The sequence below is a fragment of the Glaciecola sp. MF2-115 genome (genome assembly GCF_047250385.1).
Classification (GTDB): domain Bacteria; phylum Pseudomonadota; class Gammaproteobacteria; order Enterobacterales; family Alteromonadaceae; genus Glaciecola.
The window spans coordinates 84,970-110,026 of record NZ_JBLBVM010000046.1 but is presented as its reverse complement, the minus strand read 5'-3'; the positions used below and the strand labels follow the sequence as shown (position 1 = coordinate 110,026).

The following is a 25,057-nucleotide window of genomic DNA, read 5'->3' as shown; positions in this document are numbered from 1 at the left end:
TGCCCTTCCTTTTATATTATGCGCAAAGTCTCATCTAACCTTTCAAGAAACTACTCGAACCGAAGGGAAGTTGACTAAACTAAAGATTTAAATACAAACTAAGTTATGCATTAATTAAGCCACTACATAATATCTATAAAAGTCATAACGATAGAAAAGCGCAGCCGCTTAATACTGCAACACTGTAAAGTTTTCTGACAATAACAAAAGCTATTTTGTCTGATTTATAAAACTGGTTTATTCAATTTACAGCGCCAACTTACCTCTAAGGGATTAAAGAAACGTTAAAGTCCTAATCAGTATCGACTCTATTAATCAAGTGACGCCATATCAATCACAAAACGATAACGCACATCATTGTCCTGCATACGATCGAACGCTTCGTTTATCTCATCTATCTTAATTTTTTCAATGGTTGAAACGACATTATGCTCTCCGCAGAAGTCGAGCATTTCTTGGGTTTCTTTCAAGCCCCCGATTAAAGAGCCCGCGACTGCTTTTCTGCCGCTTATCAACAGCGCACCGTTTACTTTATCCAAGGGCTCAATTGCACCGACTAAACACATTGTACTGTTGTGTTTCAGCAACTTTATGTAGGGGTTAATGTCGTGCCCTACTGGTATCGTGTTTAGCAAAAAGTCGAATTTACCGGCCCATTGTTTCATGTTGTCTTTGTCGCTCGAAATCAGAACATCATCTGCACCGAGCTCTTTAGCATCTTTTGCTTTTTTTTCAGAAGTTGTGATCATCACGGTATGAGCACCCATCGCAGAAGCGAACTTAATACCCATGTGGCCTAAGCCGCCAAGACCAATAATACCAACGGTCATACCTTCTGTTACGCCGTATTGATGCAAAGGAGAATACGTCGTGATCCCAGCACAAAGAAGTGGCGCAGCGCCAGCTTTGTCTATACTTTCGGGGACCTTGAGAACAAACTCTTCACGCACCACAATATTTTTGGAATAACCACCGTAAGTTACGCCGCCTGGATCATCGCTTTTGCTATTGTAGGTCATTGTTGCTTGTTCAAAACAATGTTGCTCTAAATTATCGTTACAAGCTTCACAGCTCAGACATGAATCAACCAAACAACCAACGCCAACTGTATCACCTTCTTTAAATTTTGTGACATCACTGCCCACTTTGGTTACTTTCCCGATTATCTCGTGGCCCGGAACTAAGGGATAAGTAGAGTTGCCCCAATCATTTTTTACCGCGTGCAAGTCGCTATGACATACTCCGCAAAATAAGATTTCCATTTGCACATCGTTTGCTTGAACGTCACGTCTTTCGATAGAAAAGGGCTGCATCTTTCCGTCGTTCGATTGCGCTGCGTATGCTGATACGTTTGACATTGCGTCTCCTTGATTTTTTGGCAATAGATATTTGTACTAAACGATTGAAGCTTTTGATCAATAGTCAGTTCAAGACACAAAGAGTGTCTTGAACTGACTATCCCTTGTCCGCCCACTTTAATTTAGCAGAAAGAGAAGATGAAGTTTGGGTAAATGCCCAAGTTAAGCCTATATTAAGGCCATGCGAGGTCCAATGCTATTTTATTGCGTAGCCTCAGACACCTTCCCCGCAGTTTCTCCCAAAAGGTTAAACATGCTACTAACTCTTTCAAGCGTACTTTTCACGGCCTCATCGTCCACATCCACTAAGACAATAGCCTCTCCTTTTGATAACCGGGTCTGAAATTCTTCAACAAGCGGGTGATCTTCGCTCACTCCTATAAGCGATGCTGCCCAGGCACCAAAGGTTGACCCCGCAACAGAAAGACCAAGTAAAGCAGCGCCACCAAGAACGACACCTGAAGGAGGAAACGCTATTGCCGTCAGTCCCGCCAAAGCGCCAGCGACTCCACCGATAGAAGCCCCTCGTTTGAGCGCATTTGCTAAATCCGAGCGTTCATCGATAGAGGCCTGGGGGAGATTTTCCAATTGGAGGTTGGCATCTTCACAGATAACACCAATATGTTCAGTTCCACCAAGTTCTTCTTCCAGCAATGCAACCGCGCTTGATGCTTCGTCTGTATCTTTGAAGATAAAATAAAGTTTCTGTTTTCCGATGTTCATAACAATCCTTTTATTTGTTAGTTGTGGCTTTTAAGTATCAATAGGTATTTCCCATATTGAAAAAAGCGTTACTAAGTCACTTATCTAAGTATTTGCATACTTGCCTAGTTGTATATTGATTTCCTACGTGAAATGACTCAACAAAGATTAACTATACTGATCCAACTAAACGAATAAGATCCGTAAAACTTTATCTTTACGATGTATATGCAGTTTCCAATGCACTCTAGGACATGAGCATTAATAAATTAAAAAAGTAAGAACAGCGAATTCAGTTTCCGCTTCGAGCCAAATGGGTAATCTATAACACCGAGATGAACGTAATAATTCTTATCTATCAGGGCCAAGTTAACGTTACCAATGAAAGAACGGATCGTTAGTCATTTTTCGTCCAGACCAGCACAGCAAACCTTTAAGCAAAGAGAGCACTCAATGAGAATAGAACAGGAACGAATCAAGGCACTTAATGAGTATTCCAGATTGGGCGATTGAAACACTTGACGATCATAAAGACGATACACGCAAGCATCGCTATACACGTCAGCAACTCGAAGATGCTGAAAGCCATGATGAATATTGGAATGCCGCTCAAAATGAAATGGTGAAAACTGGTTATATGCATAACCATATGCGCATGTACTGGGGAAAAAAGTGCTGGAGTGGTGCAATACTCCAGAATACGCATTTCGCACTCTAATTTATCTCAACAATAAATACTTTCTTGACGGCAGTGATCCTAACTCATACACGAATGTTGCTTGGATATTTGGGCTTCACGATCGAGCTTGGACAGAAAGGGAGATATTTGGAAAAATTCGCTATATGAACAGTGACGGGCTGGAAAAAAAACTCGATGTTGAAAAGTATGTCACCTTTACCAAAAGCCTTTAATTACAGGCGGGCGAAAGCCTAAAATAAGGAAGCATATGCAGATAACAAACAGCCAAAAATTTAAATAAACTTGTGTTTTAAGCAAGCTACTTTAAACTTGTGAGCACCTTGTATTTAGAACTAGTTAGCCAGAAATGACATTTGTAGTTACCGACAATTGTATCAAATGCAAATATACTGATTGTGTTGCGGTTTGCCCAGTCGAAGCGTTTTTTGAGGGCCCCAATTTTTTAGTCATTGACCCTGACATTTGTATTGACTGTGATCTGTGTGCACCCGAGTGCCCTGCTGATGCTATTTTTCAAGATACTGAATTACCACCCGACCAAATCGAATTCATCGAAATTAATGCCGATTTATGCCAGAAATGGCCAAATATCACTGAAGTGATACCTGCACCCGAAGATGCAGATAAATGGAATGGCGTCGAAAATAAACTACCGCTTCTTGAGCGCTAGCCCTTAAAGCCTTTAGCTACAATATACACTTCACGCGAGCGTGGGCGAGAAGCTGCTGGTTTGCGCACTAGCACTTTGCTGAATGATGTACGCACGTCTTTCACATATTCCTCATAACCCACTCCTTGGAAAACTTTCGCGCAAAAGCTACCACCGGGTTTGAGAACATTTCGAGCCATATCTAAGGCTAATTCCACAAGGTATATCGAAGAATATTGATCGGTCGTATTTACGCCGCTTAAGTTAGGCGACATATCGGATACAACAACATCAGCTTTATTGCCATCAAGCGTTTCAAGTATTTCATGATAAACAGATTCTTCAGTGAAGTCGCCTTGGATGAAGGTAACGCCAACGATTCCGTCCATAGGCAGAATATCTGAGGCAATGACACGACCAGAGTCACCAATAAGTGGAACAACAATTTGTGACCAACCACCTGGGGCCGAACCTAAATCCATGACCACATTTCCTGGGCGAAACAACTTATCCTTCTCATTTATTTCGATAAGTTTATAACTAGCACGAGAGCGATAACCGTCAACTTGTGCCTTCTTCACATAAGGGTCGTTGACATGTTCGTCCAGCCAATTTTTACTAGTTTTTGATCGAGCCATAGATTGAGTCTGCTATTCATAACGCTAATTCGGCCCATATTGTAAGCTCGCATGATAGATTTGCAAATTCCTGAGGGCTTTAATTCATTTTTTTATTATCAATTTGATATTAATGCCGCCTTTTTCCTGACTTGAATTCAGCAAAGCGCTACAATTAACCAAGTCTAAAAACCTGCAAGCTATTAACATCGACAAGGAAAAACATGAGCCATATTAAATTATTCACCTTGTGCAATAGGTGCAGCAAGCAAGGACTAAAAGGCGCTTTAGAATGAAACTAGATGATGTAAAAAAGCTTCATCAAAAGAAATATCGTTCGCAATTTGGTTTTTATCTTGTTGAAGGTGAACATCTAATACTTGAGTTAGTGAAAGCGGCAGATGCACAATCAAGCCTAGAAGGCATCACAATCTATATCAGCGATGAGTATGAAGATTGGTCTCGCCAATTACCTGCAGGTTTGCAAGTCGTCACTATTAACAGAAAACAAATGTCCCAAATAAGTGATACTAAAACACCTCAGGGCATCATAGCACGAGTGCCCTTACCTGATTTAGCTAGTCAGCAAAAACCAACAAACAAAGGCGAGCGCTGCATCTACCTACACGAAGTTCAAGACCCGGGTAATTTAGGTACTATCTTAAGAACCTTAGCTTGGTTTGGAAATTTTAAGTTATTGCTAAGCGCTAACAGCGTTGACCCATTTAACCCTAAGGTTGTTCGAGCAAGTATGGGGGCTATTTTCCATGTACCGATTGAGCTAGATGTAGCATTGGAAGATTTGCAAAAACGTTTTAACACTTTTGCCTATTTGGACATGCAAGGCAATGCCGTTAATTCCGCTAAATTCTCTGAATATGAATGCTACTTATTTGGAAATGAGGCGCGTGGCGTGCCGCGTAAAGCCTTATCTAAGTTTAATGCAGATGCTTTTACAATAGCGGGAAGTGGCGCGATTGACTCACTCAACTTGGCCAGCGCAGTGAATATGTGTGTGTACCAGTTATCTGTTAACTAAGTTCTAAGTCAACTATTCGATGCTCCTACAATAAGCAATTCGGTCATTGGACAAGAACAAAGATTTACGCCATTAAAGTATTAAGCACTTTTCTCATTCAAATAGCGCAGCGCTTGTGTTATCAGCATCTTAGCGCAGTCAATAGAGGCGTCCAAGTCAAATTCGAAGTGCATTCGATAGTATCGCCAACTGCTAGCACTCATCACGTAACGCAAATTGGCAGCCGTCTTGGTAATAAGTTCATCATTAGCTGCAGGATACGCCTTAGAAAGTAGCTTTTTAAGCGACAAGAGTCGCTGCTTCGCGGTCGTTTTTAGCACCCTCGGGAACAAATCGCCACTAAGTAAGACCATGACCTTCTGCGGCTGAGCATCGAGTTTTTTATAAAGCTGTTCAATATAAATGGGAAGTAAATTCACATCCTCTGGTACATCGGGTAAGTCTAATTCACGATATAGCTTTTCGGTTAATGCATCTAGAAAAAGTTCGCGCGTTCTGAAGTACCGAAACATTGTTCGCTGTGAAATCTCAGCTTGTTCTGCAACCTTCTTAAAGCTTACTTCGCCAACCTCCATAGTTTGCACAAGTTCACTGGCCGAATCTAACAGCAAATTCATTGTGAAATCTGCTTTTTTATCAAGTAATGCACTCATTAATTTGTCACACCTCATGTCAACTTGACTTATGCTAAGTCATATCCTATCTTTTATCTAGTCCTACTCACAAATAAAAGGATATTAATTATGACAACCGAAGCAATCATATCCCATTCATCCGATGGCGAATGGTTCAATGTTCTAGGTATGCAAATTAAGTTTCTGTGCACAGCCGAGAATTCGCAAGGTCGCTATTCTAGCATGCTAAATACCGTTCCTAAAAACACAGGCGCTCCTCCCCATAAGCATCCATGGGACGAGGCATTTTACATACTGAAAGGTGAAGTAGAGCTATGCATAAACAAACAACGTCATCACCTTAAAACTGGGGACTATGCTTTAGTACCTGCAAACACTGAGCATTCGTTTACTGGTTTATCGGATGAGGAGGGCTTGATGATTGCTTTTGAATCGCCTAGTCATTCGCATAAATTCTTCCAAGAGATAAATGACACTGTGCAAACAATTCCAGATGATTTACATAAAATGCCTGGTATTGGTGAGCGCCATCAAGTTACTTTTTTGCAAAATTGATAAGTGATAATTATCTCTGATTGCAGAAAATGAAAAGTATTTAATTTAGTGGGATTCGTGACGTTTATTAAAACGACCCAAACTGTAGCTCAGCATTAGGTCGTTTTCTAATAATTGAAAAAGTGACATGAAAATAAGACTTGGCGTTAAAGACGATGACTAATTCTTTTTGGTATAAGCTGCAATAATCACAATACGCTGGCCATTTACTTTGCCTTCAATATGCAAAGGATTTTCACTTAATCCGATATTGCGAACAGGTGTTCCTCGTTTCGCTGTAAAGTTTGCGCCTTTCACATCGAGATCTTTAATAATGGTTACCGAATCCCCCGCTGCCAAGGCGACACCATTTACATCTAGTGTTGGTTCACGATCATCAGCCACACCAGCATCTGCCCATGCTTTAATTTCGTCATCCATATACAGCATGTCTAAAGCGTCTTGAGCCCAAGCCTCTGCGTTACATTTGTGCAGAAGCCTGTAAGCTAATACTTGTACAGCTGGCACGGTAGACCACATTGCATCGTTTAAACAGCGCCAATGTTTAAGTTCAAACTCAGTAGCACCTTGAATTTGGTCGGAACAGGTAGAGCAAAGCAGCACGGCACAGTTTGCAGTTTCATCCGGAGAATGTGGCAGTGGATAGGCAATCAGATTTTCAGTACTTGAGCAAAGCTCGCATTTATTATCACTGCGGCTACGGAGCGTATTTTCGATAGACATAAATTAAAGGTAAGTTGAGAATATTTGCGCGCATAATAACACGCAAACACACAAAAATAATGTGGATTTAATAGATTCTATGCAGAGCGGGTTAGGTGAGTAATCGTCGCCGGCGCGAAACCAAAGAACTCAGGTAGCGCTTTGCCTTGCATATTTCGGATAATTCGCACTAAGGCATAATGATGAATCGCGTGACTGGCAACAAATACTAACTCCCTTTCTAGGGTCGATTCGCATTCAACCGATTTAGTATGACTAATATCAATTTCTGAAGTGACTTTTACGTTTTGATTTAGAAGTTGATTGCTGCAAATATCGTGGAGCCACTTGTTGATATCTTGGCAAGCTTCAAGCGCAGACTCTGGAGATTTCTCAATTTCACTGTGTCTCGTTCTTTTGTTGTAGTTAACTTCGCCGGAGCTAAATGAATCTTTCAGGGCAGTAAAATGGTCAACAATATGACGAATATGAGCACCAACGCTGCTTGAAAAGTGCGGGCTTAACACTTCTTGGTAATCGGCTAGACTAATGTCATCCAGTAAGCTTATGGCTTGTTCTACTACATCGATGTAACTGTTTGACATGTTGTCCCTTTCACTTTTAATTCTTGTACTTATTGCATGTAACTTGTGTATGCAGCTTGCTATGACTGGCTTGTTCAATTAAGCGTAAACAACACTATACCGCTCAACCTAGTCACATTCAGTTTTACTCATTCATGAGTTTTTTATTCTGGGCTGCTTTATTGTAGACCCTAGACTACTATAAATTATTTCAATTACATTACAATTATCATGAATATTGCAAAGATTTGCGTTGTATTCACAATTCAATAAGTAATAATCATGCTTTCGCATACGTATTCATTAAAACGCGTAGACTGTTTACTGTTACATTTATTTCACTAATTGCAGAGATTCAAAAATGACCGAACTTCCTATTCATGACTATTACCCTCAAGCAAGCCAACTCGTTTATGGTTGCATGGGTTTAGGTGGCAGCTGGAGCGATGCTCCGGTGACTGATAAGCACGTAGCACAAGCTCAAGAAGTTATCGAAACCTGCTTAGCAAACAAGATAAATGTATTTGATTTAGCCGACATATATACCTTTGGAAAAGCCGAGGAAGTATTCGGGAAAGTACTAAAAGCAACGCCGTCATTGCGCAAAAATATGCTTGTACAGACCAAAGTTGGCATTAAATTAACACCTGCTCATGAAGTTAAACAATATGACTTGTCGCCAGAGTGGATTACCAAGGCACTGAATCAAAGCCTGAAACGTCTGCAATCTGAGAACGTTGATATCTTGTTTTTGCATCGCCCCGACCCTTTGATGGATTTAGATGATACGGCTGAGGCGCTTGAGAGACTGCATAAACAAGGTAAGTTTTCGCACTTGGCCGTGTCTAACATGCATGCTGGTCAAATTGCTTGGTTACAATCGGCTATCTCTGTTCCTATTATTGCGAATCAATTGCAGATGAGCCTACAACATGCAGACTTTGTTGAAGAAACCATTACAACTAACATGAAAGATGGTTGCCAAAGCGGGTTCCCTCGCGGCACACTCGAATTTTGCGAACAGCAAAACATGCAACTGCAAGCTTGGTCTCCCTTGGCTCAGGGTATTTATACCGGCAACCCTAGCGAAAACCCAAGTTTAGCTGAACTAGCAACTACAAAACTAATTGGCCAGTTAGCCAATCGATATTCCAGTAATCCAAACGCAATTTTGTTGGCTTGGCTGCTAAAGCATCCAATTAATATTCAGCCCGTTATTGGCACAACAAACCTCAATAGAATTGCAGAATGTTCACAAGCTCATAAAGTAAACTTATCACGCGATGATTGGTATTTACTGTTTGAAACAGCGCGTGGAAAACAAGTTCCTTAGCAATAATAACAACACCAATATGGAAGAGACATTGATATGAGAATACGCAGCATGACAAGTAACATCATGGCAAATAATCGAATCGCAAGAACACTTATGTTGAGTGCCGTCATATTCTCCTTAGGCGCATGTTCTCAGCAACAGTCGTCAAGCGAAGAAAAGCTTGATAGCAAAGAGTCTCAAATAAGTAAAAAAGTTGAGAATACCGATTATTTAACACGAGATGTGAAAGACGACATATTTTACTTTGTCATGCCTGACCGTTTTCATAATGGAAATCCTGAGAATGATGAAGGTGATCCGAATCGTCCTATTTCATTTGGCGGTCTTGATAAGACATCTAAATGGGCATTCCATGGCGGTGATATGCAAGGTGTCGAGGCAAAGCTCGATTACATTCAAGAAATGGGCGTTACTGCAATTTGGATGACGCCGCTTTTGCGCAATCGTGCCGTTCAACCTGACGGTTTTGGTCACCATGGCTACTGGGTTATCGATTTCACTGAAATTGATCCACATTTCGGTACTAATGAAGATTTACGAAGTTTAATTGATGCTGCACATGCACGCGGTATTAAAGTGTTTTTCGATATCATTACTAACCACACTGCTGACGTTATCAAATATAAAGAGTGTCACAAACCTGATGGCTCTTTCATAAAAGAACAACCTGGCTGCAAATTCAAAAGTACGGAGCAACTAGCTCAAGGCGATACCTACACTCCATTCTTATTGGATTCAGAAAAAGCAGTCAAGTTTCCTGCATGGTTAAATGACCCCAAGTATTATAACAATCAAGGCGATAGTTTTTGGCAGGGCGAAAGTGTTATAAAAGGTGACTTTGCGGGTTTAGATGATTTAAATACCTCCGATCCTGAAGTGCTAAAAGGGATGACTGAAATATTTAAAAACATCATTAACGAATTCAAACCGGATGGTTTTAGAATTGATACCGTAAAACATGTCGATTTGAGTTTCTGGCAAAGTTTTGGGCCAGACATTGTAGCCCATGCAAAAAGTTCAGGCATTCCAAACTTTCACATTTTCGGCGAAGTTTACGATGGTAACCCTGCAGTATTGAGTACGTTTACGACAGAAGGCAATTTACCTTCTGTGCTCGATTTCAGCTTTCACTTTAATGTGAAGGACAGTTTATTTCACAATAAAGACGTAAATAGACTCGGCCATTTATTCGACAATGATGACTATTATCGAGATGCCGATTCTTCACCCGAACTACTTATGAATTTTTTAGGCAATCATGACGCTGGTCGAGTTGGCTTTTTTATTAACCAAGGTTTTGAAAATATTTCAGAATCTGAAAAGCTTAAACGCAGCATATTGGGCCATGCCTTTATGTATATGTCTCGCGGTATACCTGTTGTTTATTATGGTGATGAACAAGGGTTCACTGGTGACGGCGGTGATGTAGATGCAAGAGAAAACATGGATCCATCATTGGTTGATGTATATAACGATAATGCGCTCATCGGTACTCGAAAAACGACTGCAGACAGTAACTTCGATCAAACACATCCTATTTACCAAGCATTACAAAAATTCGCGACACTACGTAAATCGCACAAAGCCTTAAGAACCGGCGTTCATCAAAACCGATTTATAGATAATGACAAAAGAATTGTCGCGTTTTCTCGTATAGACGCCGTAGAAAAAATTGAGCATTTAGCCGTTTTCAATATGAGTACCAAGGAACAAAAGGTATCCATCAAAGCAGATTCATCGAGCTATTCAAGCATAGTCGGCAATAAGGCAACGGTGCAACAAGGCGAGTTGAACATTAACTTAGCGCCCTTGAGCTTTGCTCTTTTAAAAGCTGATGAAGCTCACGAAGGCAGTGAGATATATGACATCAAAATGCCTGGCATGTATACCGATAATCAGCGATTGTTTATTCCAGTTAATTTAGTATTTGGTGAACAGAAAGCGCTGCAATTTACTGAAGTTGATTTCTATTTGCTTGATAAAGAAGGCACAGAAACATTTGTAGCAACAGACAATACACAACCCTATAGAGCCATTGTCAAACCTGAGAGCATTGCTGGTATGACGGAAGTGAAAATAGTGGTTCGTGACGGTTCAGATAATCAAATGAGCAAACGCTTTGCATTAAAGTAAGTAAAATGAGAGCCTATTCTTTCTAAGATTGTTAGTTAAAGGATATTAATGAATACGCTCTCTTTAGGTTTGTTTGTAAAAAACAGACTGCATAACATCGCCCGTTATGCAGTCTTAGCTCCCGTTCTCGCCTTGTGTTTGGCGCCTTCAGTAGCAAGTAAATCCCTGCATTCAGAATCAAAGTCTTTATTTGCAAGTTCTACATTTGCAAGTTCTGAGATGATTTATCAGCAAATCATGCCTATGCGCGAACGTTCTGAAACCATAGATAAATTACTCAACGACAAACTTAACAACACTCTTCCAGAATTAATGCGCAGAGAAGGCATTGACATGTGGTTGTTAATATCGCGTGAATACAACGAAGATCCAGTACTGAAAACCATGCTGCCCTCAACCTGGCTTTCCGCTCGTCGTCGCACTATTTTATTAATTGTTGACCCAGGAAACGGGCAAGCCTTGGAGCGCTATGCTGTTGCAAGATACCAAGTCGATACCTTATTTAAAAAGGCATGGGATAAAGAAAAAGAGCCGAATCAATGGCAACGCCTAGTAGATTTAATCAAACAAGTGAATCCGAAAAAAATTGCTATTAATAAATCAGAACACTTTGCCCTAGCCGATGGTATTACCGCAACTGAATATATAGCGTTTACTGAAAAGTTGGGAGGCGAGCTAAGTGAGCGCATCGTTTCATCTGAAAAGCTCGCTATTGCGTGGTTAGAAACTCGCACTCAACTTGAAATGGAATTGTACCCAAGTATTGTTCAAATAGGCCATGCCATAATAAAAGAAGCGTATACGAGTGGTTTCATTAAACCTGGCGTTACCACTACAGATGATCTCGTGTGGTGGCTACGAGATAAGAGTCGTTCGTTAGCGCTTACCAACTGGTTTCACCCCAGCGTTAGTATTCAACGCGCTAGTGCAGAGAAGTTTAATCACATTCAAGCATTCAGCAAACGTGCCGCGCCTCAGGTCATTCAGCGTGGTGATTTGTTGCATATGGACTTTGGCATTACCTACTTACGTTTGAATACCGATCAGCAACAACATGCTTATGTGTTAAATGAAAGTGAAACTGATGCGCCCGAATATTTAAAAGTTGCCTTAAAAAATGCTAACCGGCTTCAAGATATATTCACGGACTTGTTTGCACTTGGCAAAACAGGCAATGAAATACTAAAACAGGCCCGTTCTCAAGCTATCAGCGAAGGGATTAAACCTTCTATTTATACCCATCCACTTGGTTATCATGGTCACGCGGCAGGCACAACTTTGGGAATGTGGGACTCACAGGGTGGTGTTCCGATTCAAGGAGACTATCCATTGCACGCCAATACTGCTTACTCGATTGAACTCAATGCAGCGACATTTATTGAGCAATGGGGCAAAGAAATACGCATTATGCTTGAGGAAAATGCCTTCTTCGATGGTAAGGCTGTGACATATATGGATGGCAGGCAAACTTCATTTCATTTAGTTAAATAGGTCATTTAGTGAAGTAGGCATAAAAATAAACGCCAGAAAAAACAAAACCCCAAGCTTATTCAACTTGGGGTTTCTAAATTTTTAATCTTCTGAGTTTAAAGCTCGTAAAATCAAAGCTGGTAAAACTCTCTTCGCAAATCTGGATTGTTGCTAAACGCTCCACCGAGTGAACTCGTTTTTGTGTAAGATTGGCTATCACGAATGCCTCGAGCCTTCACACAATAATGCGTCGCATTAATACTTACTGCAACATCGTCAGTACCTGTTAAGGCCTGAATAGCCACCATTACTTGCTGGGTCAAACGCTCTTGAACCTGCGGGCGTTGTGCAAAGAATCCTACTAAACGATTGATCTTAGACAAGCCAAGAACGGTATTTTTCGGAATATACGAAACCGTCGCTGTGCCATCAATTGTGACAAAATGATGCTCGCAGGTGCTAGTTAAACTGATGTCAGTCACCTGCACAGGCTGGTCGATTTTCATCTTGTTTTCAATTTGAGTGATTTTCGGAAATGCTCGGTAATCTAAACCAGAGAAAATCTCATTCACATACATTTTTGCAATACGTTGAGGCGTGTCTTGCAGACTGTCATCTTGCAAATCAAGCCCAAGAGTCTCCATAACCTCACGCATCGCTGCCTGAATTTTAATTCGTTTTTCTTCGTTGCTTAATGCGTTTTCGACCATAGGCGTTTCAAGGCCTTTGGCTTCCAATGCTCGTCGGACAATAGTCGCTTCAGCTGAGATTTTAGGCTCAGCGGCTTCGCGAATTTTTATAGCTTCATGTGCTAACATTTGGTCTTCCGGTGTAATTATATAAATTCATATACGTGCTGAATTGTCATAAAGGTTTACTTTTATAACGCTAACTCTTAAATTTTTCACAATATTACTTTTTTTGTTCGAATTTAAGAAACGCAACGTATATGCTCTTAACAACGTTTTACTGACCTAGTAACCCAACAAATAACAAGGATTAGGCTCTTTCATGACTTCACCCATACTTATTACAGGTGGCGCCCAACGCCTTGGCTTGGCAATCGCAAAAGACTTATTAGCTCAGCAGCATAAAGTGATTATAACATACCGAACGAAAAAGCCAGCAGTTGATGAATTAAAAGCCTTAGGTGCAGTTACAATTCAGGCCGATTTTGCGACTCAAGAAGGTATCTCATCACTGATATCTGATGTGAAAAGTTATACCAAACACCTGCGAGCTGTCATCCACAACGCCTCAGATTGGGATCAGGAAGCAGATGCTAATGATTACAATCTGTTGTTTCAAAAAATGATGCAAGTACATGCTAATGCTCCATATCAGCTAAATCTGGCATTTCAAAACATGTTGTCTTCGAATAATGTAGTCAGCGATATCATTCACATGACTGACTTTGTGCAACTCAAAGGCAGTAAAAAGCACATTGCTTATGCGGCTAGTAAAGCAGCACTGCATAACCTTACGCTGTCGTTCAGTGCTTTGTTAGCTCCCAAGGTTAAAGTAAATAGCATTGCCCCAGCATTAGTAATGTTCAACGATCACGATTCCCCGGCATACCGCGCTAAAGCTCTCAAGAAATCATTGTTAGAAATTTGTCCGGGTCCACAAGAGGCTGTGAAAGCAGTCAATTACTTATTGAGTAGCGAATATATGACCGGACAAACGCTCCACTTAGATGGCGGGCGGCACTTGAAGTAAGGCCTCCCTCTTCGCTTCCATTTTGACTAGTTACATAATTAATTTACAGGATCATAATGCATTTTTACTGTCGTCAAGACCTAAGCTCTAAATCACCTATTTTTATGAATGAAAGCAATAAACATTTTAAGAAGACAATGTTTGTATCGCGCTTCATTTTATTCACATTTGCAGGCATCCTACTCAGTCAGAACGCGACTGCTTCTCAAGCGCAAGATAAAGAAAACGTCAGCCCAAAATCAGGCTCGAATAGCCAAATAGAGCGCATTGTTGTTACCGCCAACAGAGCACAATCAACTATTCTTTACACGGCAGCAGCGGTCGATGCAGTTGATCGTAGTACTCTCGACCTCATTGACCACCAGCATATCAATCAGGCTTTAGCTCGGATTTCCGGTACTTGGATTAGCCGCGGTAACGGACAAGAACACTTAAGTGCAATTCGTTCCCCAGTTTTAACCGGTGCTGGCGCGTGTGGCGCATTCTTCATGGCGCTAGATGGGATTTCTTTGCGCGCACCTGGCTTTTGCAACACCAACCAATTGTTTGATGCCAATTCAGAACAAGCTGAAAGTATCGAAGTATTGCGAGGCCCTGCAAGCACACTGTACGGAAGCAATGCAGTTCACGGCGTTATTAATATTAGAACACTCGATGCATTTTCTAACGCAAGCGCTAACACAAATTCTAACGCAAGCGCTAACAAAAATAATTATGCTGGCCTGCGTATTGGGCGTGATGATCATGTGAAGACAAGTCTTGGATTACGCTCACAACAAGGTGATTCGGCCTTTGCTTTGTTCACAAATGTCACTCAGAACAATGGCTACCAATCGCAAAGCGGCTATGACCAACAAAAATTAACGGCAATCTACCAACATAATGGCAATGCGTGGAATAATAAAACCGTATTAGATTTAGCAAACTTGAATCAAGAAACTGCGGGGTTTGTGCAAGGCTTTGAAGTATATAAAGACCCAGAAATTCGTCGCTCAAATCCAAACCCTGAGGCTTTTAGAGATGCAAAATCATTACGTGCCTATTCTTCATTTAGTCGCGACACTGAGTCTGGTGCAATTACCATCACTCCTTACTTGCGTTGGAATGAAATGGCTTTCTTACAACACTATTTGCCTTGGAAAGCATTAGAAGAAAACAGTGCGACGAGCTTAGGTTTGCAAGCTCAGCATCGCATTGTTAATGGCGATTTCACCTTCACTAGTGGTTTAGATACCGATTTCACTCGAGCAAATTTAAGAGAAACCCAAGCACAGGATTTCTCACCGAGTATCCCTGCAGGAACTCACTACGATTATGATGTTAATGCCACTCAAATTGGTGCGTATTCACAGATGCAATGGCAATCAGGAGCGCTTCAACTTAGCGCTGGCGGCCGCCTTGAATACATTGCTTACGATTACGACAACTTACTCAGCGATGGCAATGCCTGCGCCTCAACAGTTGAAAACTGCAGGTTCACGCGCCCTGCGGATCAGAATGTTAACTTCACCGTATTCTCCCCTACTCTTTCTGCACTGTATGCAACCACTAATGAGCAGTCCGTTTACGCAAAAATTAGTCAGGGTTTTAGAGCACCTCAAGCAACTGAGTTATTTCGCCTACAAAACGAGCAGGTGATTAGTGAACTTGATGAAGAAAGAATGGATGCTATCGAATTAGGGTGGCATTTATACACAGATGCGATAAACCTGAATGCCGCCGTATTCATGCAAGAAAAATCAAACTTCATCTTTCAAGATAGTGATAGGCAAAATGTATCGAACGGTGAAACCCGCCATAAAGGTATTGAGTTAAGCGGTTTGTACAAGCTAAACAATCAGATTTCGCTTAGTACTAATCTGAGTTATGCAAAGCATGAATACACCAATGACTTAACACTTTCTCGCACTAGCATTAAAGGCAATGAAATCGACACCGCGCCTGAATTTATGGGAACGATGCAATTAGCATGGAAAATAAACTCATCCGTGTTAGCCGAATTGTCATTTCAACGTTTAGGAAATTACTTTGTAAACCCTGAAAATACCGCAGAATATTCAGGCCATAGCCTATGGGACCTGAGTTTCAGATATGATTATTCAAAGCGTTTAAAACTTAATATGAATATCTTCAACATATTAAATGAGGATTATGCTGAACGCGCGGATTTCGGCTTTGGTAACTATCGGTATTTTGTTGGGCAACCACGTCGAATTTTCTTAACAGCAACGTGGCAATGGGCGCAATAATCGCTATAATCCACACTTTATTAATAGATGCTAGTTTTGCTTAGGAAACCAGCCAAATATGTCTTCAACAAACTCGACTCCGGCCCTTACGCTGCTGCCTGAATGGGCAGAGCAAGAGGCAGTTATACTCGCTTGGCCAAACCCAGATACTGACTGGAAGCCTTGGTTAGATGAAGTACAACTCACTTATGTGAGCCTAATCAATGCAATTAATGACGCGGGCGCTGTGGTTATTCTTCTTTGTCGGGAACAAGAATTAGGCTTAATCAAAAGCCTCGTGCCTTATCGTGCCAAAATGTTGTGTGTCACTTGCGATTACAATGATACCTGGGCAAGAGATTATGCGTTTCTTACCTGCGAATCTGCGAAGGGAAATGTGCCTGTGAGTTTTCGCTTCAATGGCTGGGGACAAAAGTTTGATGCATCGAAAGATAATAAAATAAACGAACAAGTATTAGCAAAGTTGTGCCAACAAGAAATGCAATATAGCGATACCATTTTGGAAGGCGGCGCTATTGAGATTGACCAAAACCAACATCTAATTTCAACTCACTCGTGCTTATTTAACCCGCTACGAAACGGTGATATCAAAGAAGATGAGTATGTAAGCCTTTTCCAGAAAAAGCTAGGAGCCACAGATGTTAGTGTGTTTGCAAACGGCCACCTTGAAGGTGATGACACCGATGGGCATATAGACACATTAGTGCGCTTTACTCCTTTGCATGGTCTGGTTGTGCAAGGTGCTTACAACCGCCCTGCCGACAGTCATTTTGAAGGTTTATTCAAGTTGAGAATGGAGTGCCAAAAAGCGTTTCCGACCCATGCTATTTATGAGTTACCATTACCTAACATGGTCAACACCGACAGTGAGCGCTTGCCGGCTTCTTATGCAAATTTTTTAATATGTAATAAGTCGATATTGTTCCCTGTTTATCAACAAGACGAAGATGCTGAAGCTCTTGAAGTCATCCAAAGGGCGTTTCCTAACCACAAAATAGTGGCTATTAACTGTGCCCCTTTAGTTCAGCAATTTGGTAGTTTGCATTGCATTACAATGCAAGTGCCATTCAATACCTTAAAGTCTGAAATTATCGAACAAGCCCAAAGTGGAGTGTATGTATTATGAGCAAAAATCCTAAAGTCTCGACGCTAAAAGTTGGTGTCGTGCAACAATCAGTCGCATCGAACAATAAACTTGAAAACTGGGCTAAAAGTGCAGAAAGAGTAAAGGAACTCGCAGCTGAAGGTTGTGAATGCATATTATTACAAGAACTACATAGCACGCTTTATTTTTGCCAAGAGGAAGATGTTGACGCTTTCGATTTAGCTGAACCAATCCCAGGCGAAGCCACTGCTTACTTTGGTGAATTGGCAGCATCACTTAACATCGTATTAGTCACCTCATTATTTGAAAAGCGTGGGTCTGGTTTGTATCACAACACAGCCGTTGTATTCGATCGCAGCGCTGAGATTGCAGGTAAATACCGTAAGATGCATATTCCTGACGACCCAGGTTTTTATGAAAAATTCTACTTCACCCCAGGGGATATGGGCTTTGAGCCAATTCAAACAAGTGTTGGCAAGCTTGGAGTTTTAGTTTGCTGGGATCAATGGTATCCAGAAGCCGCACGTTTAATGGCTATGGCTGGTGCTGATATTCTGTTCTATCCAACAGCAATTGGCTGGGACAAAAGCGATACAGCCGATGAACAACAGCGCCAACAAGATGCATGGCAAACCATTCAACGTTCTCATGCTGTCGCAAACTCAGTGCCTGTTATTGTGGCGAATAGAGTTGGCTTTGAACCATCACCTATTGCTGGCGACCCAGGTATACAATTTTGGGGGCATAGCTTTATTGCCGGTCCTCAAGGCGAGATACTTGCTCAGGCAAATAGCACTGAAGAACAGGTCCTTAGCGTTGAACTTGATATGCAGCGTACAGAAAACGTTAAGCGAATTTGGCCTTATTTTAGAGACCGAAGAATAGATGCCTATGCTGATTTAACCAAGCGTTGGCGTGACTAGCACGTTGCAGCGCTGAGCTTGATAGCCCTCAAACATTGCATTTTTGAAGGCTCGTGTAACAACTGCTAACAATCTAGTTGTTCGATTAACTTGTTTAGTGCCGCTATTTCTAATATGTTATTTCTAGCAACTTCATTAAATTGTTAACAGCATCAGCACAAAGCAAATAGGAGATTATTTATGTCAGGACAAGGTTCAGGTGGAAACGTAATTGCAGCAATTTGCTCGTTTTTTATTCCCGGTTTAGGTCAGTTAGTACAAGGTAGAATTTTAGCTGCTTTAGCTTTCTTTGTTGTCGCGGCTGGTTGCTATGCTTTGTCAGCTACCGTCATACTAATCTTTATGTGGCCCGTTGGTGCAATCGCTCACTTGTGGTCAATCATTAGTGCTGCAAGATTTAGATCTTATTATCCTTAAGTTTGTTTGCTGAGGTAAATTATCTCTGCTACCAAAAAACTCTTTGTATTATGGTGCCGCTTTCATGAAAGCGGCACCATATTCTTCCGAAATCTATAAGCCAAATATCATCAAATAACTTTTTCGATTACATCAATCGTTTTAATTAACACCCATTTTCCTAATTCTGAGCCTATACTTTTTAAACCAACACGAAGAACTTATTAAATTCGTATTGATGGCGAACCTGTATAGTCTTGCAAATAAAATTCTTGCCTAGCTGCCTATGCCGTTCGCAATTTATTCATTGAGTTATTTAAGGATATAGGAAATGAAAAGAACCACATTTTTTACGGCAACTCGCATTGCTAGCATAGTAAGTATGCTATTAATGTCAGGTATTGTTACTGCAGAGACACCTGAAATTAGCAAACCTAAAGGGGCTGTTGGAACAGGTATGGCCGTGCCAAATCAAGCTAAAACAAACCAGTTTTGGTGGCCGGAACAGCTAAACTTGTCTCCACTGCGCGATCATGATGCTCGTTCAAACCCTTATGGGGCAGACTTCAATTACGCAGAAGCCTTCAAGAAGTTAGATTTAGCAGCAGCTAAAAAAGATATCGATAAACTCCTAACAACATCACAAGATTGGTGGCCCGCTGATTTTGGTAACTATGGCCCTTTCTTTATTCGTATGACATGGCACAGTGCTGGAACTTACCGAACTCTCGACGGGCGCGGTGGTGCAGGCGGCGGTCAACAACGATTTGAACCATTAAATAGCTGGCCAGACAACGGCAACTTAGATAAAGCCCGCAGGCTGCTTTGGCCAATTAAGATGAAATATGGTGAAGCACTTTCTTGGTCTGATCTCATGGTACTCGCAGGCAATGTGGCACTTGAAAACATGGGTTTCGACACCTATGGTTTTGCAGGCGGTCGCGCTGATGATTGGGAGCCAGATTTAATCTATTGGGGTCCCGAAATTGAGATGCTCGCAAGTGATCGAGAAGATCGTGAAGGCAAGTTACAACGTCCACTTGGTGCAACTCATATGGGCTTAATTTATGTGAATCCCGAAGGTCCAAAAGGTGTTCCTGATCCTCTAGGCTCGGCGAAAAACATACGGGTTGCATTTGAACGCATGGCAATGAACGATGAAGAGACGCTTGCTTTGATAGCTGGCGGCCATACCTTTGGAAAGATGCACGGTGCCCACAAGCCAAAAGATTGTCTAGGTGCTGAACCTGCTGCAGCAGGTACTGAAGAGCAAGGCCTAGGCTGGAAAAACAAGTGTGGCAAAGGCCATTCAGAGGATACAGTAACGAGCGGCCTAGAAGGTGCGTGGACCCAAGCTCCAACACGCTGGACTTCCTTGTATCTTAGCAACTTACTTAATTTCGAGTGGAAGCAAACACGCAGCCCTGCGGGGGCAATTCAGTGGATACCAACTGATGAGTCTCTTCATAAAGCTGTGCCGGATGCGCATGTGAAAGGCAAGTTTAACCCACCAGTGATGACGACTGCTGATTTGGCTTTGAAATTCGACCCTAAGTACAGAAAAATCGCTGAACGCTTTTTGGCAGACCCTAAAGAGTATCAGCTAGCCTTTGCTAAGGCTTGGTACAAACTAACTCACAGAGACATGGGCCCAAGAAGAAACTTCTTAGGGAATGAAGTGCCTGAAGATATTAAAATTTGGCAGGACCCTATTTCGAAAGATACTGAGTCGACAATTAATGCGAATGACCTTGTAAAACTCAAAGGCGAAATACTCAATTCTGGACTTAGTGTGTCTGAATTGGTCAGAACTGCTTGGGCGTCTGCAGCAAGCTATCGTGAGTCGGATATGCGCGGTGGTGCAAATGGTGCACGCCTTGCTCTAGCTCCGCAAAAGGATTGGGCTGTAAACAACCCTGCAGAAGTGGCGAAGGTGATGAAAGTCTTGAAGGACATTCAGAACGACGCAAATGACTCTTGGTTAGGCAGCGGTAAAGTCTCATTGGCCGATTTAATCGTACTTGGTGGCGCCGTAGCAATTGAAAAAGCAGCGCAAGATGCTGGCTACAAAGTTGATGTTCCTTTCACGGCAGGTAGAGGTGATGCAACGCAAGAGCAAACGGATGTAAATTCGTTTTCACTCCTAGAGCTTAACGCAGATGGTTTTAGAAACTATTTTGATGTTTCGAGTAGCTATAAATCACCAACGGAAATGCTAGTCGATAAAGCAGACCAACTAAACCTCTCTGTACCAGAAATGACAGTATTAGTAGGTGGTTTGCGCGCTTTAGATGCCAATTACAAAGGTGCAAAACATGGCGTACTAACGACTAAGCCTGGCACTTTGAGCAATGACTTCTTTGTTAACCTGTTGGACATGTCAACAGTTTGGAAAAAGTCTGCTGAAGAAGGCGTGTACGAAGGCAATGACCGCAAGACAGGTAAAACAAAGTGGACGGCAACGTCAGTTGACCTTATCTTTGGTTCAAACTCTGAACTGCGCGCTGTAGCGGAAGTATATGCTTTCGATACATCGAAGGAGAAGTTTGTGAATGACTTCGTAAGTGCTTGGGTTAAAGTCATGAACGCTGATCGGTAAGTAATACTTTAACTTGTAACAGAGCAACATGTGACAATGTAAACTGTGTCAGAGAGTCTGTGCCAAACTAATCTGTGACATAATGTCTGTTGAAATAATGTCTGTTGAGATAATGTCTGTTGAAATAATGTGTTGCGATACAGCAAACTGAGATGAAATCGCCTGTGAGATACCCCTCACAGGCGATTTTTTTATGGATACTAACTAACCTGCGTCATCAACCGACTCCATCAAGCCCATTGGCATCCAAGGAGCACCTGCTTCTAGCAATGACTGCTTAAATGCCGGGAATTCTGTTAGAAGCAAATTATCCAACTGTGGCTGCAAAATACCAAGTGCATCTTGTACTATTACCATCTGTTCTTTCTGAGTAGATGTTAAGCCCCAAGTATTTGCCCTAGCGAACTCAATCATAAACAAACGACTAGCTATAGTGCTTGGCGAGGTTCCCATTCCGCTTCTGGAGCTTTGACCGTAAAGCAACTCTTGAGCAGAAAGGACAGCGTCGCGTAGTTTATGATAACGAGTTTCCATTTCGCTAGTCACTGCCGATGAGCGATCTAAAGCCACTCTAAAAGATTTCAACTGCGCATTTAAGTCCTCAATTTGACTGCCTGCCATTGATACTTTGCGTCTAAGATCTTCCACTTTGAGCAACATGCTTGAACGCTCTAAGGGAGATACACCACCAGCAACGGTTTCTTTATGCAGAGGTTTAACCACAAAAGTAACAGCTTCGGTCAGGTCCCTAGTTTGACTATTAACAGTAGAGTGCAAACTTGCTGAATAAGTGCCCGGTGCAACTAACGGCCCCACATCACCAAAAAAGCTAGGGTAAGTTCCAAGCGCATTTGCTGAAGGGAAACGTAAATCCCAAGTCACTCGATGAAGGCCTTTTTCCGCTTTGGCTGCGACTTTACGTACTATGTCGCCTTGCGCATTTTTGATAATCAAATAGACGCTTGGCTCTGCTTCTCGCAGCTCCGTCTCAACATCATCCCATGCTGGGTATAGCGGAAATTTACCATCTTCTAGCAGTTTCTTTTCTTTCTCTTCCCTTTGCTCTTTTAAAGACTTGAAGCCATCGCGTAGGTAGTAAGTGAAGGTAGCGCCAAATTCAGGATTTTTTGCTTGATATTCAAAGTCGCCATGTGAATCGGTATGCATAGTTTCAGGAATGTACCAAAGCGCGTCACGAGAAGTGAATAGTAGTGCTTCTTCCTTCAAGCTTTCTTTGTTTATTTTACGCAGTGGAGAGTAATCATCGAGTATGTAGATACCACGCCCGAAGCTACCCGCGACCAAATCATTTTCTCTGCGCTGAATCTTCACGTCACGGAACGCTATCGTAGGCACGCCGCCGTTTAGTTCTGTCCACGATTTACCACCATCCACAGTGAAAAATAAACCAAACTCAGTACCGATGAACAACAAGTCTTTATTCACATGATCCTGAACAATGCGCCATACCAAATGTTTGTCTGGTAAATTTGAGGCTATCGACTTCCATGTTTTTCCGCGATTAGTGCTCTTAATTAAATACGGCTTATAGTCACCGTATTTATGATTATCTAAGGCCGCATATACCGTGTCTTTATCAAATAAATCGGCGCGAATATCATTTATATAGGCTGTTTCTGGGATGCCTCTTATATCGTCAATTTCATAAGCCTTCCAATCTTTACCACCATTGGATGTCACTTGAATAAGACCGTCATCCGTGCCCGCATAAAGAATATTTTCATCCAGTGGCGACTCTGCAATGTTAGCGATGGTATTGAAATTCGACATTGCCAATAAATCAAAGCCAGAATCAACTGACCATGTGCGATCCATAACCGGCATATGCATTCGGTTTTCATTCTTGGTTAAATCACCAGAAATGACCTGCCAGCTATTGCCTCTATCATCCGAGCGCCAAACGCGATGAGAAGCGTGGTACAAACGTTTAGGATCGTGACTAGACACCAAGATAGGTGCATCCCAGTTATATCGCTCGCCCGGCTCACCTGCTTTCGATTGCGGTTGAATAGAAACATACTCACCTGTTTTACGGTGATAACGCGCTAAATTACCTTGTTGGCGTTGACCATAAACGATATCAGGGTTACCTGGTTCAGTCGCAGGTTGATGACCATCCCAATCGAGGATCAAGAACCAATCGTTGTTTTTGATGCCGTGGACTTTGGTAGTGCGTGAAGGACCGCCTTGCGAAGAATTATCCTGTGTACCACCATATACGTAGTAGAAAGGTTCGCTGTCATCTACCGCAATTTTGTAGAATTGAGTAATAGGCATGTTCGAAAGAAAACGCCACTTCTGCATACCATCTTGGGTTTCATAAATGCCACCATCACTGCCCACCAGCAGAAAGTCTTTATCGCTAGGGTGAAATGCAATGGCATGATCATCAACATGTTTGTACTTCACATTAATTGGCGTCCATGTTTTGCCGCCATCATCACTGTACTTGGTATAGTTGCTAGCCATATAAATGCGGTCGAAACGATGTGGGTCGGCGAATATTTCTTGATAGTAATGCGGACCTGTTCCTCCGCCAACTTCGTCCGACATTTTAGTCCAGCTAGCACCTTGGTTGTCAGAGCGAAATAATCCTCCTTTACGCTGATTAAGCTCAATGGCTGCATAAACTACATCAGGGTTTATCTGAGAAATTGCCAAACCAATTTTACCCATGTCCGTTTTAGGTAAGCCTTCGCTTAATTTCCGCCAAGTTTTGCCACCGTCGTCAGAGGCGTGAATAGCTGAACCAGGGCCCGTTCCAACGTAGGCTGCTAGTGTTCTTTGTCTTTGCCAAGTAGCGGCATAAAGCTTGTCTGGGTTTCTGGGGTCAATGACTAACGAAGTAACACCAGTCCATTCATCTGTCTTTAAAACATTTTCCCAAGTTTCACCGCCATCTATCGTTTTGAACAAACCGCGTTGGCCACCTTTGGACCAAAGAGGGCCCTGCGAAGAAACCCAGACTGTATTTGAATCTGTTGGATGAACGATAATATCGGATATATGCTCAGATTCTTTCAGTCCCATATTTTTCCAAGTTTGCCCGCCATCGAGTGAGCGATAAACACCATCACCAAAGCTCAAATGACGTCCACCATTATTTTCACCCGTGCCTACCCAAATAATGTTCGAGTTGCTTGGATCTATCGTTACGTCACCTGTTGAATACACTGCTTGTGAATCGAATATTGGCTTCCAAGTGATACCACCATTTTCGGTTTTCCAAACCCCGCCTGAACCAACCGCAACGTACCAAGTAGAGGGATCATTTGGATCCAGTTCAATATCTGCAATGCGCCCCGACATATACGCAGGCCCTATATTCCGTAGCTTCATTCCGGAAAATAGCTCATCGCTCATTAGTTCGTTTTTGTCTTTTTTTGCTGCCTGTAGAGGCGAGGATACAAGCGCTGCCAGTAATAGGACGGCGGTAATCAGTTTCATATTTATCTCCAGTCACTTTTCGATAAATCAAATTAAAGGTCGATACTTCATTATTATTTTGTAGTAAGAACAGTAATTTATAGCATGTTTTTTGACATTTTGCGTAACTTCGAATTAG

Annotated in this window: 21 protein-coding genes; 13 read left to right on the top strand and 8 right to left on the bottom strand. The window is 41.9% G+C overall.

Features of this window, described 5'->3' with window-relative positions; translation table 11 throughout:
* Positions 1-311: 311 nt before the first annotated feature.
* Entirely contained in the window at positions 312-1,358 is a 1,047-nt protein-coding gene (locus ACKLNX_RS06990; protein ID WP_412971782.1) for an NAD(P)-dependent alcohol dehydrogenase, read from the bottom strand.
* A gap of 201 nt (positions 1,359-1,559) precedes the next feature.
* Entirely contained in the window at positions 1,560-2,081 is a 522-nt protein-coding gene (locus ACKLNX_RS06985; RefSeq protein WP_412971781.1) for a hypothetical protein, read from the bottom strand.
* 466 nt (positions 2,082-2,547) lie between these two features.
* On the opposite strand from ACKLNX_RS06985, the gene ACKLNX_RS06980 reads away from it, so the two are divergent.
* Together ACKLNX_RS06980 and fdxA are read left to right on the top strand one after the other, a co-directional pair.
* Positions 2,548-2,778, top strand: a complete 231-nt coding sequence (locus ACKLNX_RS06980; RefSeq protein WP_412971780.1) for a hypothetical protein — start codon at positions 2,548-2,550, stop codon at positions 2,776-2,778.
* 328 nt (positions 2,779-3,106) lie between these two features.
* Positions 3,107-3,430: a ferredoxin FdxA gene (fdxA, locus tag ACKLNX_RS06975; protein ID WP_411694548.1), complete on the top strand. Its 324-nt coding sequence runs from the start codon at positions 3,107-3,109 to the stop codon at positions 3,428-3,430.
* On the opposite strand, the gene rlmE is transcribed toward fdxA, so the two are convergent.
* On the bottom strand, positions 3,427-4,047 hold the full coding sequence (gene rlmE, locus ACKLNX_RS06970) for a 23S rRNA (uridine(2552)-2'-O)-methyltransferase RlmE (RefSeq protein ID WP_411694547.1): 621 nt from the start codon (positions 4,045-4,047) through the stop codon (positions 3,427-3,429). The genes fdxA and rlmE overlap by 4 nt on opposite strands.
* A 271-nt stretch (positions 4,048-4,318) precedes the next feature.
* Between rlmE and ACKLNX_RS06965 the strand changes: the two genes are divergently transcribed.
* The gene (locus ACKLNX_RS06965) at positions 4,319-5,065 is read left to right on the top strand and encodes a TrmH family RNA methyltransferase (protein ID WP_412971779.1); all 747 of its coding nucleotides are present in this window, start codon (positions 4,319-4,321) and stop codon (positions 5,063-5,065) included.
* A gap of 80 nt (positions 5,066-5,145) precedes the next feature.
* On the opposite strand, the gene ACKLNX_RS06960 is transcribed toward ACKLNX_RS06965, so the two are convergent.
* Positions 5,146-5,718: a TetR/AcrR family transcriptional regulator gene (locus tag ACKLNX_RS06960; protein ID WP_412971778.1), complete on the bottom strand. Its 573-nt coding sequence runs from the start codon at positions 5,716-5,718 to the stop codon at positions 5,146-5,148.
* A 90-nt stretch (positions 5,719-5,808) separates the two neighbouring features.
* Between ACKLNX_RS06960 and ACKLNX_RS06955 the strand changes: the two genes are divergently transcribed.
* Positions 5,809-6,255 (top strand): cupin domain-containing protein, encoded by a 447-nt coding sequence (locus ACKLNX_RS06955; RefSeq protein WP_412971777.1) that lies wholly within the window; start codon positions 5,809-5,811, stop codon positions 6,253-6,255.
* A gap of 159 nt (positions 6,256-6,414) precedes the next feature.
* Here the strand turns inward: ACKLNX_RS06955 and ACKLNX_RS06950 are convergent, their stop codons facing one another.
* Positions 6,415-6,978, bottom strand: a complete 564-nt coding sequence (locus tag ACKLNX_RS06950) for a PhnA domain-containing protein (RefSeq protein ID WP_412971776.1) — start codon at positions 6,976-6,978, stop codon at positions 6,415-6,417.
* A 77-nt stretch (positions 6,979-7,055) separates the two neighbouring features.
* Entirely contained in the window at positions 7,056-7,562 is a 507-nt protein-coding gene (locus tag ACKLNX_RS06945) for a DinB family protein (protein WP_411694540.1), read from the bottom strand.
* 340 nt (positions 7,563-7,902) lie between these two features.
* Between ACKLNX_RS06945 and ACKLNX_RS06940 the strand changes: the two genes are divergently transcribed.
* The 3 genes from ACKLNX_RS06940 (at position 7,903) to ACKLNX_RS06930 (ending at position 12,501) form a co-directional block, all read left to right on the top strand.
* On the top strand, positions 7,903-8,874 hold the full coding sequence (locus tag ACKLNX_RS06940) for an aldo/keto reductase (RefSeq protein ID WP_412971775.1): 972 nt from the start codon (positions 7,903-7,905) through the stop codon (positions 8,872-8,874).
* A 51-nt stretch (positions 8,875-8,925) separates the two neighbouring features.
* On the top strand, positions 8,926-11,010 hold the full coding sequence (locus ACKLNX_RS06935) for an alpha-amylase family glycosyl hydrolase (protein ID WP_412971774.1): 2,085 nt from the start codon (positions 8,926-8,928) through the stop codon (positions 11,008-11,010).
* Between the two features lie 219 nt (positions 11,011-11,229).
* Positions 11,230-12,501 (top strand): M24 family metallopeptidase, encoded by a 1,272-nt coding sequence (locus ACKLNX_RS06930; RefSeq protein ID WP_412971795.1) that lies wholly within the window; start codon positions 11,230-11,232, stop codon positions 12,499-12,501.
* A 110-nt stretch (positions 12,502-12,611) separates the two neighbouring features.
* Here ACKLNX_RS06930 and folE read toward each other — a convergent pair whose 3' ends face one another.
* A complete protein-coding gene (gene folE / locus ACKLNX_RS06925; RefSeq protein WP_411694537.1) occupies positions 12,612-13,298 on the bottom strand; it encodes a GTP cyclohydrolase I FolE in 687 nt (228 codons plus the stop codon).
* A gap of 193 nt (positions 13,299-13,491) precedes the next feature.
* Here folE and folM point away from each other — a divergent pair, with 193 nt between their 5' ends.
* The 6 genes from folM to katG all read left to right on the top strand — a co-directional run bounded on the left by folM (position 13,492) and on the right by katG (position 21,471).
* Entirely contained in the window at positions 13,492-14,199 is a 708-nt protein-coding gene (gene folM, locus ACKLNX_RS06920) for a dihydromonapterin reductase (protein ID WP_412971773.1), read from the top strand.
* Positions 14,200-14,336: 137 nt separating this feature from the next.
* Positions 14,337-16,448: a TonB-dependent receptor gene (locus ACKLNX_RS06915; protein ID WP_412971772.1), complete on the top strand. Its 2,112-nt coding sequence runs from the start codon at positions 14,337-14,339 to the stop codon at positions 16,446-16,448.
* Between the two features lie 58 nt (positions 16,449-16,506).
* Positions 16,507-17,574: an agmatine deiminase family protein gene (locus ACKLNX_RS06910; protein WP_412971771.1), complete on the top strand. Its 1,068-nt coding sequence runs from the start codon at positions 16,507-16,509 to the stop codon at positions 17,572-17,574.
* Positions 17,571-18,476, top strand: a complete 906-nt coding sequence (locus ACKLNX_RS06905) for a carbon-nitrogen hydrolase (protein WP_412971770.1) — start codon at positions 17,571-17,573, stop codon at positions 18,474-18,476. Before ACKLNX_RS06910 ends, ACKLNX_RS06905 begins: the two co-directional genes overlap by 4 nt.
* A 180-nt stretch (positions 18,477-18,656) precedes the next feature.
* Positions 18,657-18,893: a hypothetical protein gene (locus tag ACKLNX_RS06900; RefSeq protein WP_411694532.1), complete on the top strand. Its 237-nt coding sequence runs from the start codon at positions 18,657-18,659 to the stop codon at positions 18,891-18,893.
* A gap of 310 nt (positions 18,894-19,203) precedes the next feature.
* Positions 19,204-21,471 carry a catalase/peroxidase HPI gene (katG, locus tag ACKLNX_RS06895; protein WP_412971769.1) on the top strand — a complete coding sequence of 756 codons (2,268 nt, stop codon included), beginning with the start codon at positions 19,204-19,206 and terminating at the stop codon, positions 21,469-21,471.
* A 204-nt stretch (positions 21,472-21,675) separates the two neighbouring features.
* Here the strand turns inward: katG and ACKLNX_RS06890 are convergent, their stop codons facing one another.
* A complete protein-coding gene (locus ACKLNX_RS06890) occupies positions 21,676-24,939 on the bottom strand; it encodes a VPS10 domain-containing protein (RefSeq protein ID WP_412971768.1) in 3,264 nt (1,087 codons plus the stop codon).
* Positions 24,940-25,057 lie beyond the last annotated feature (118 nt).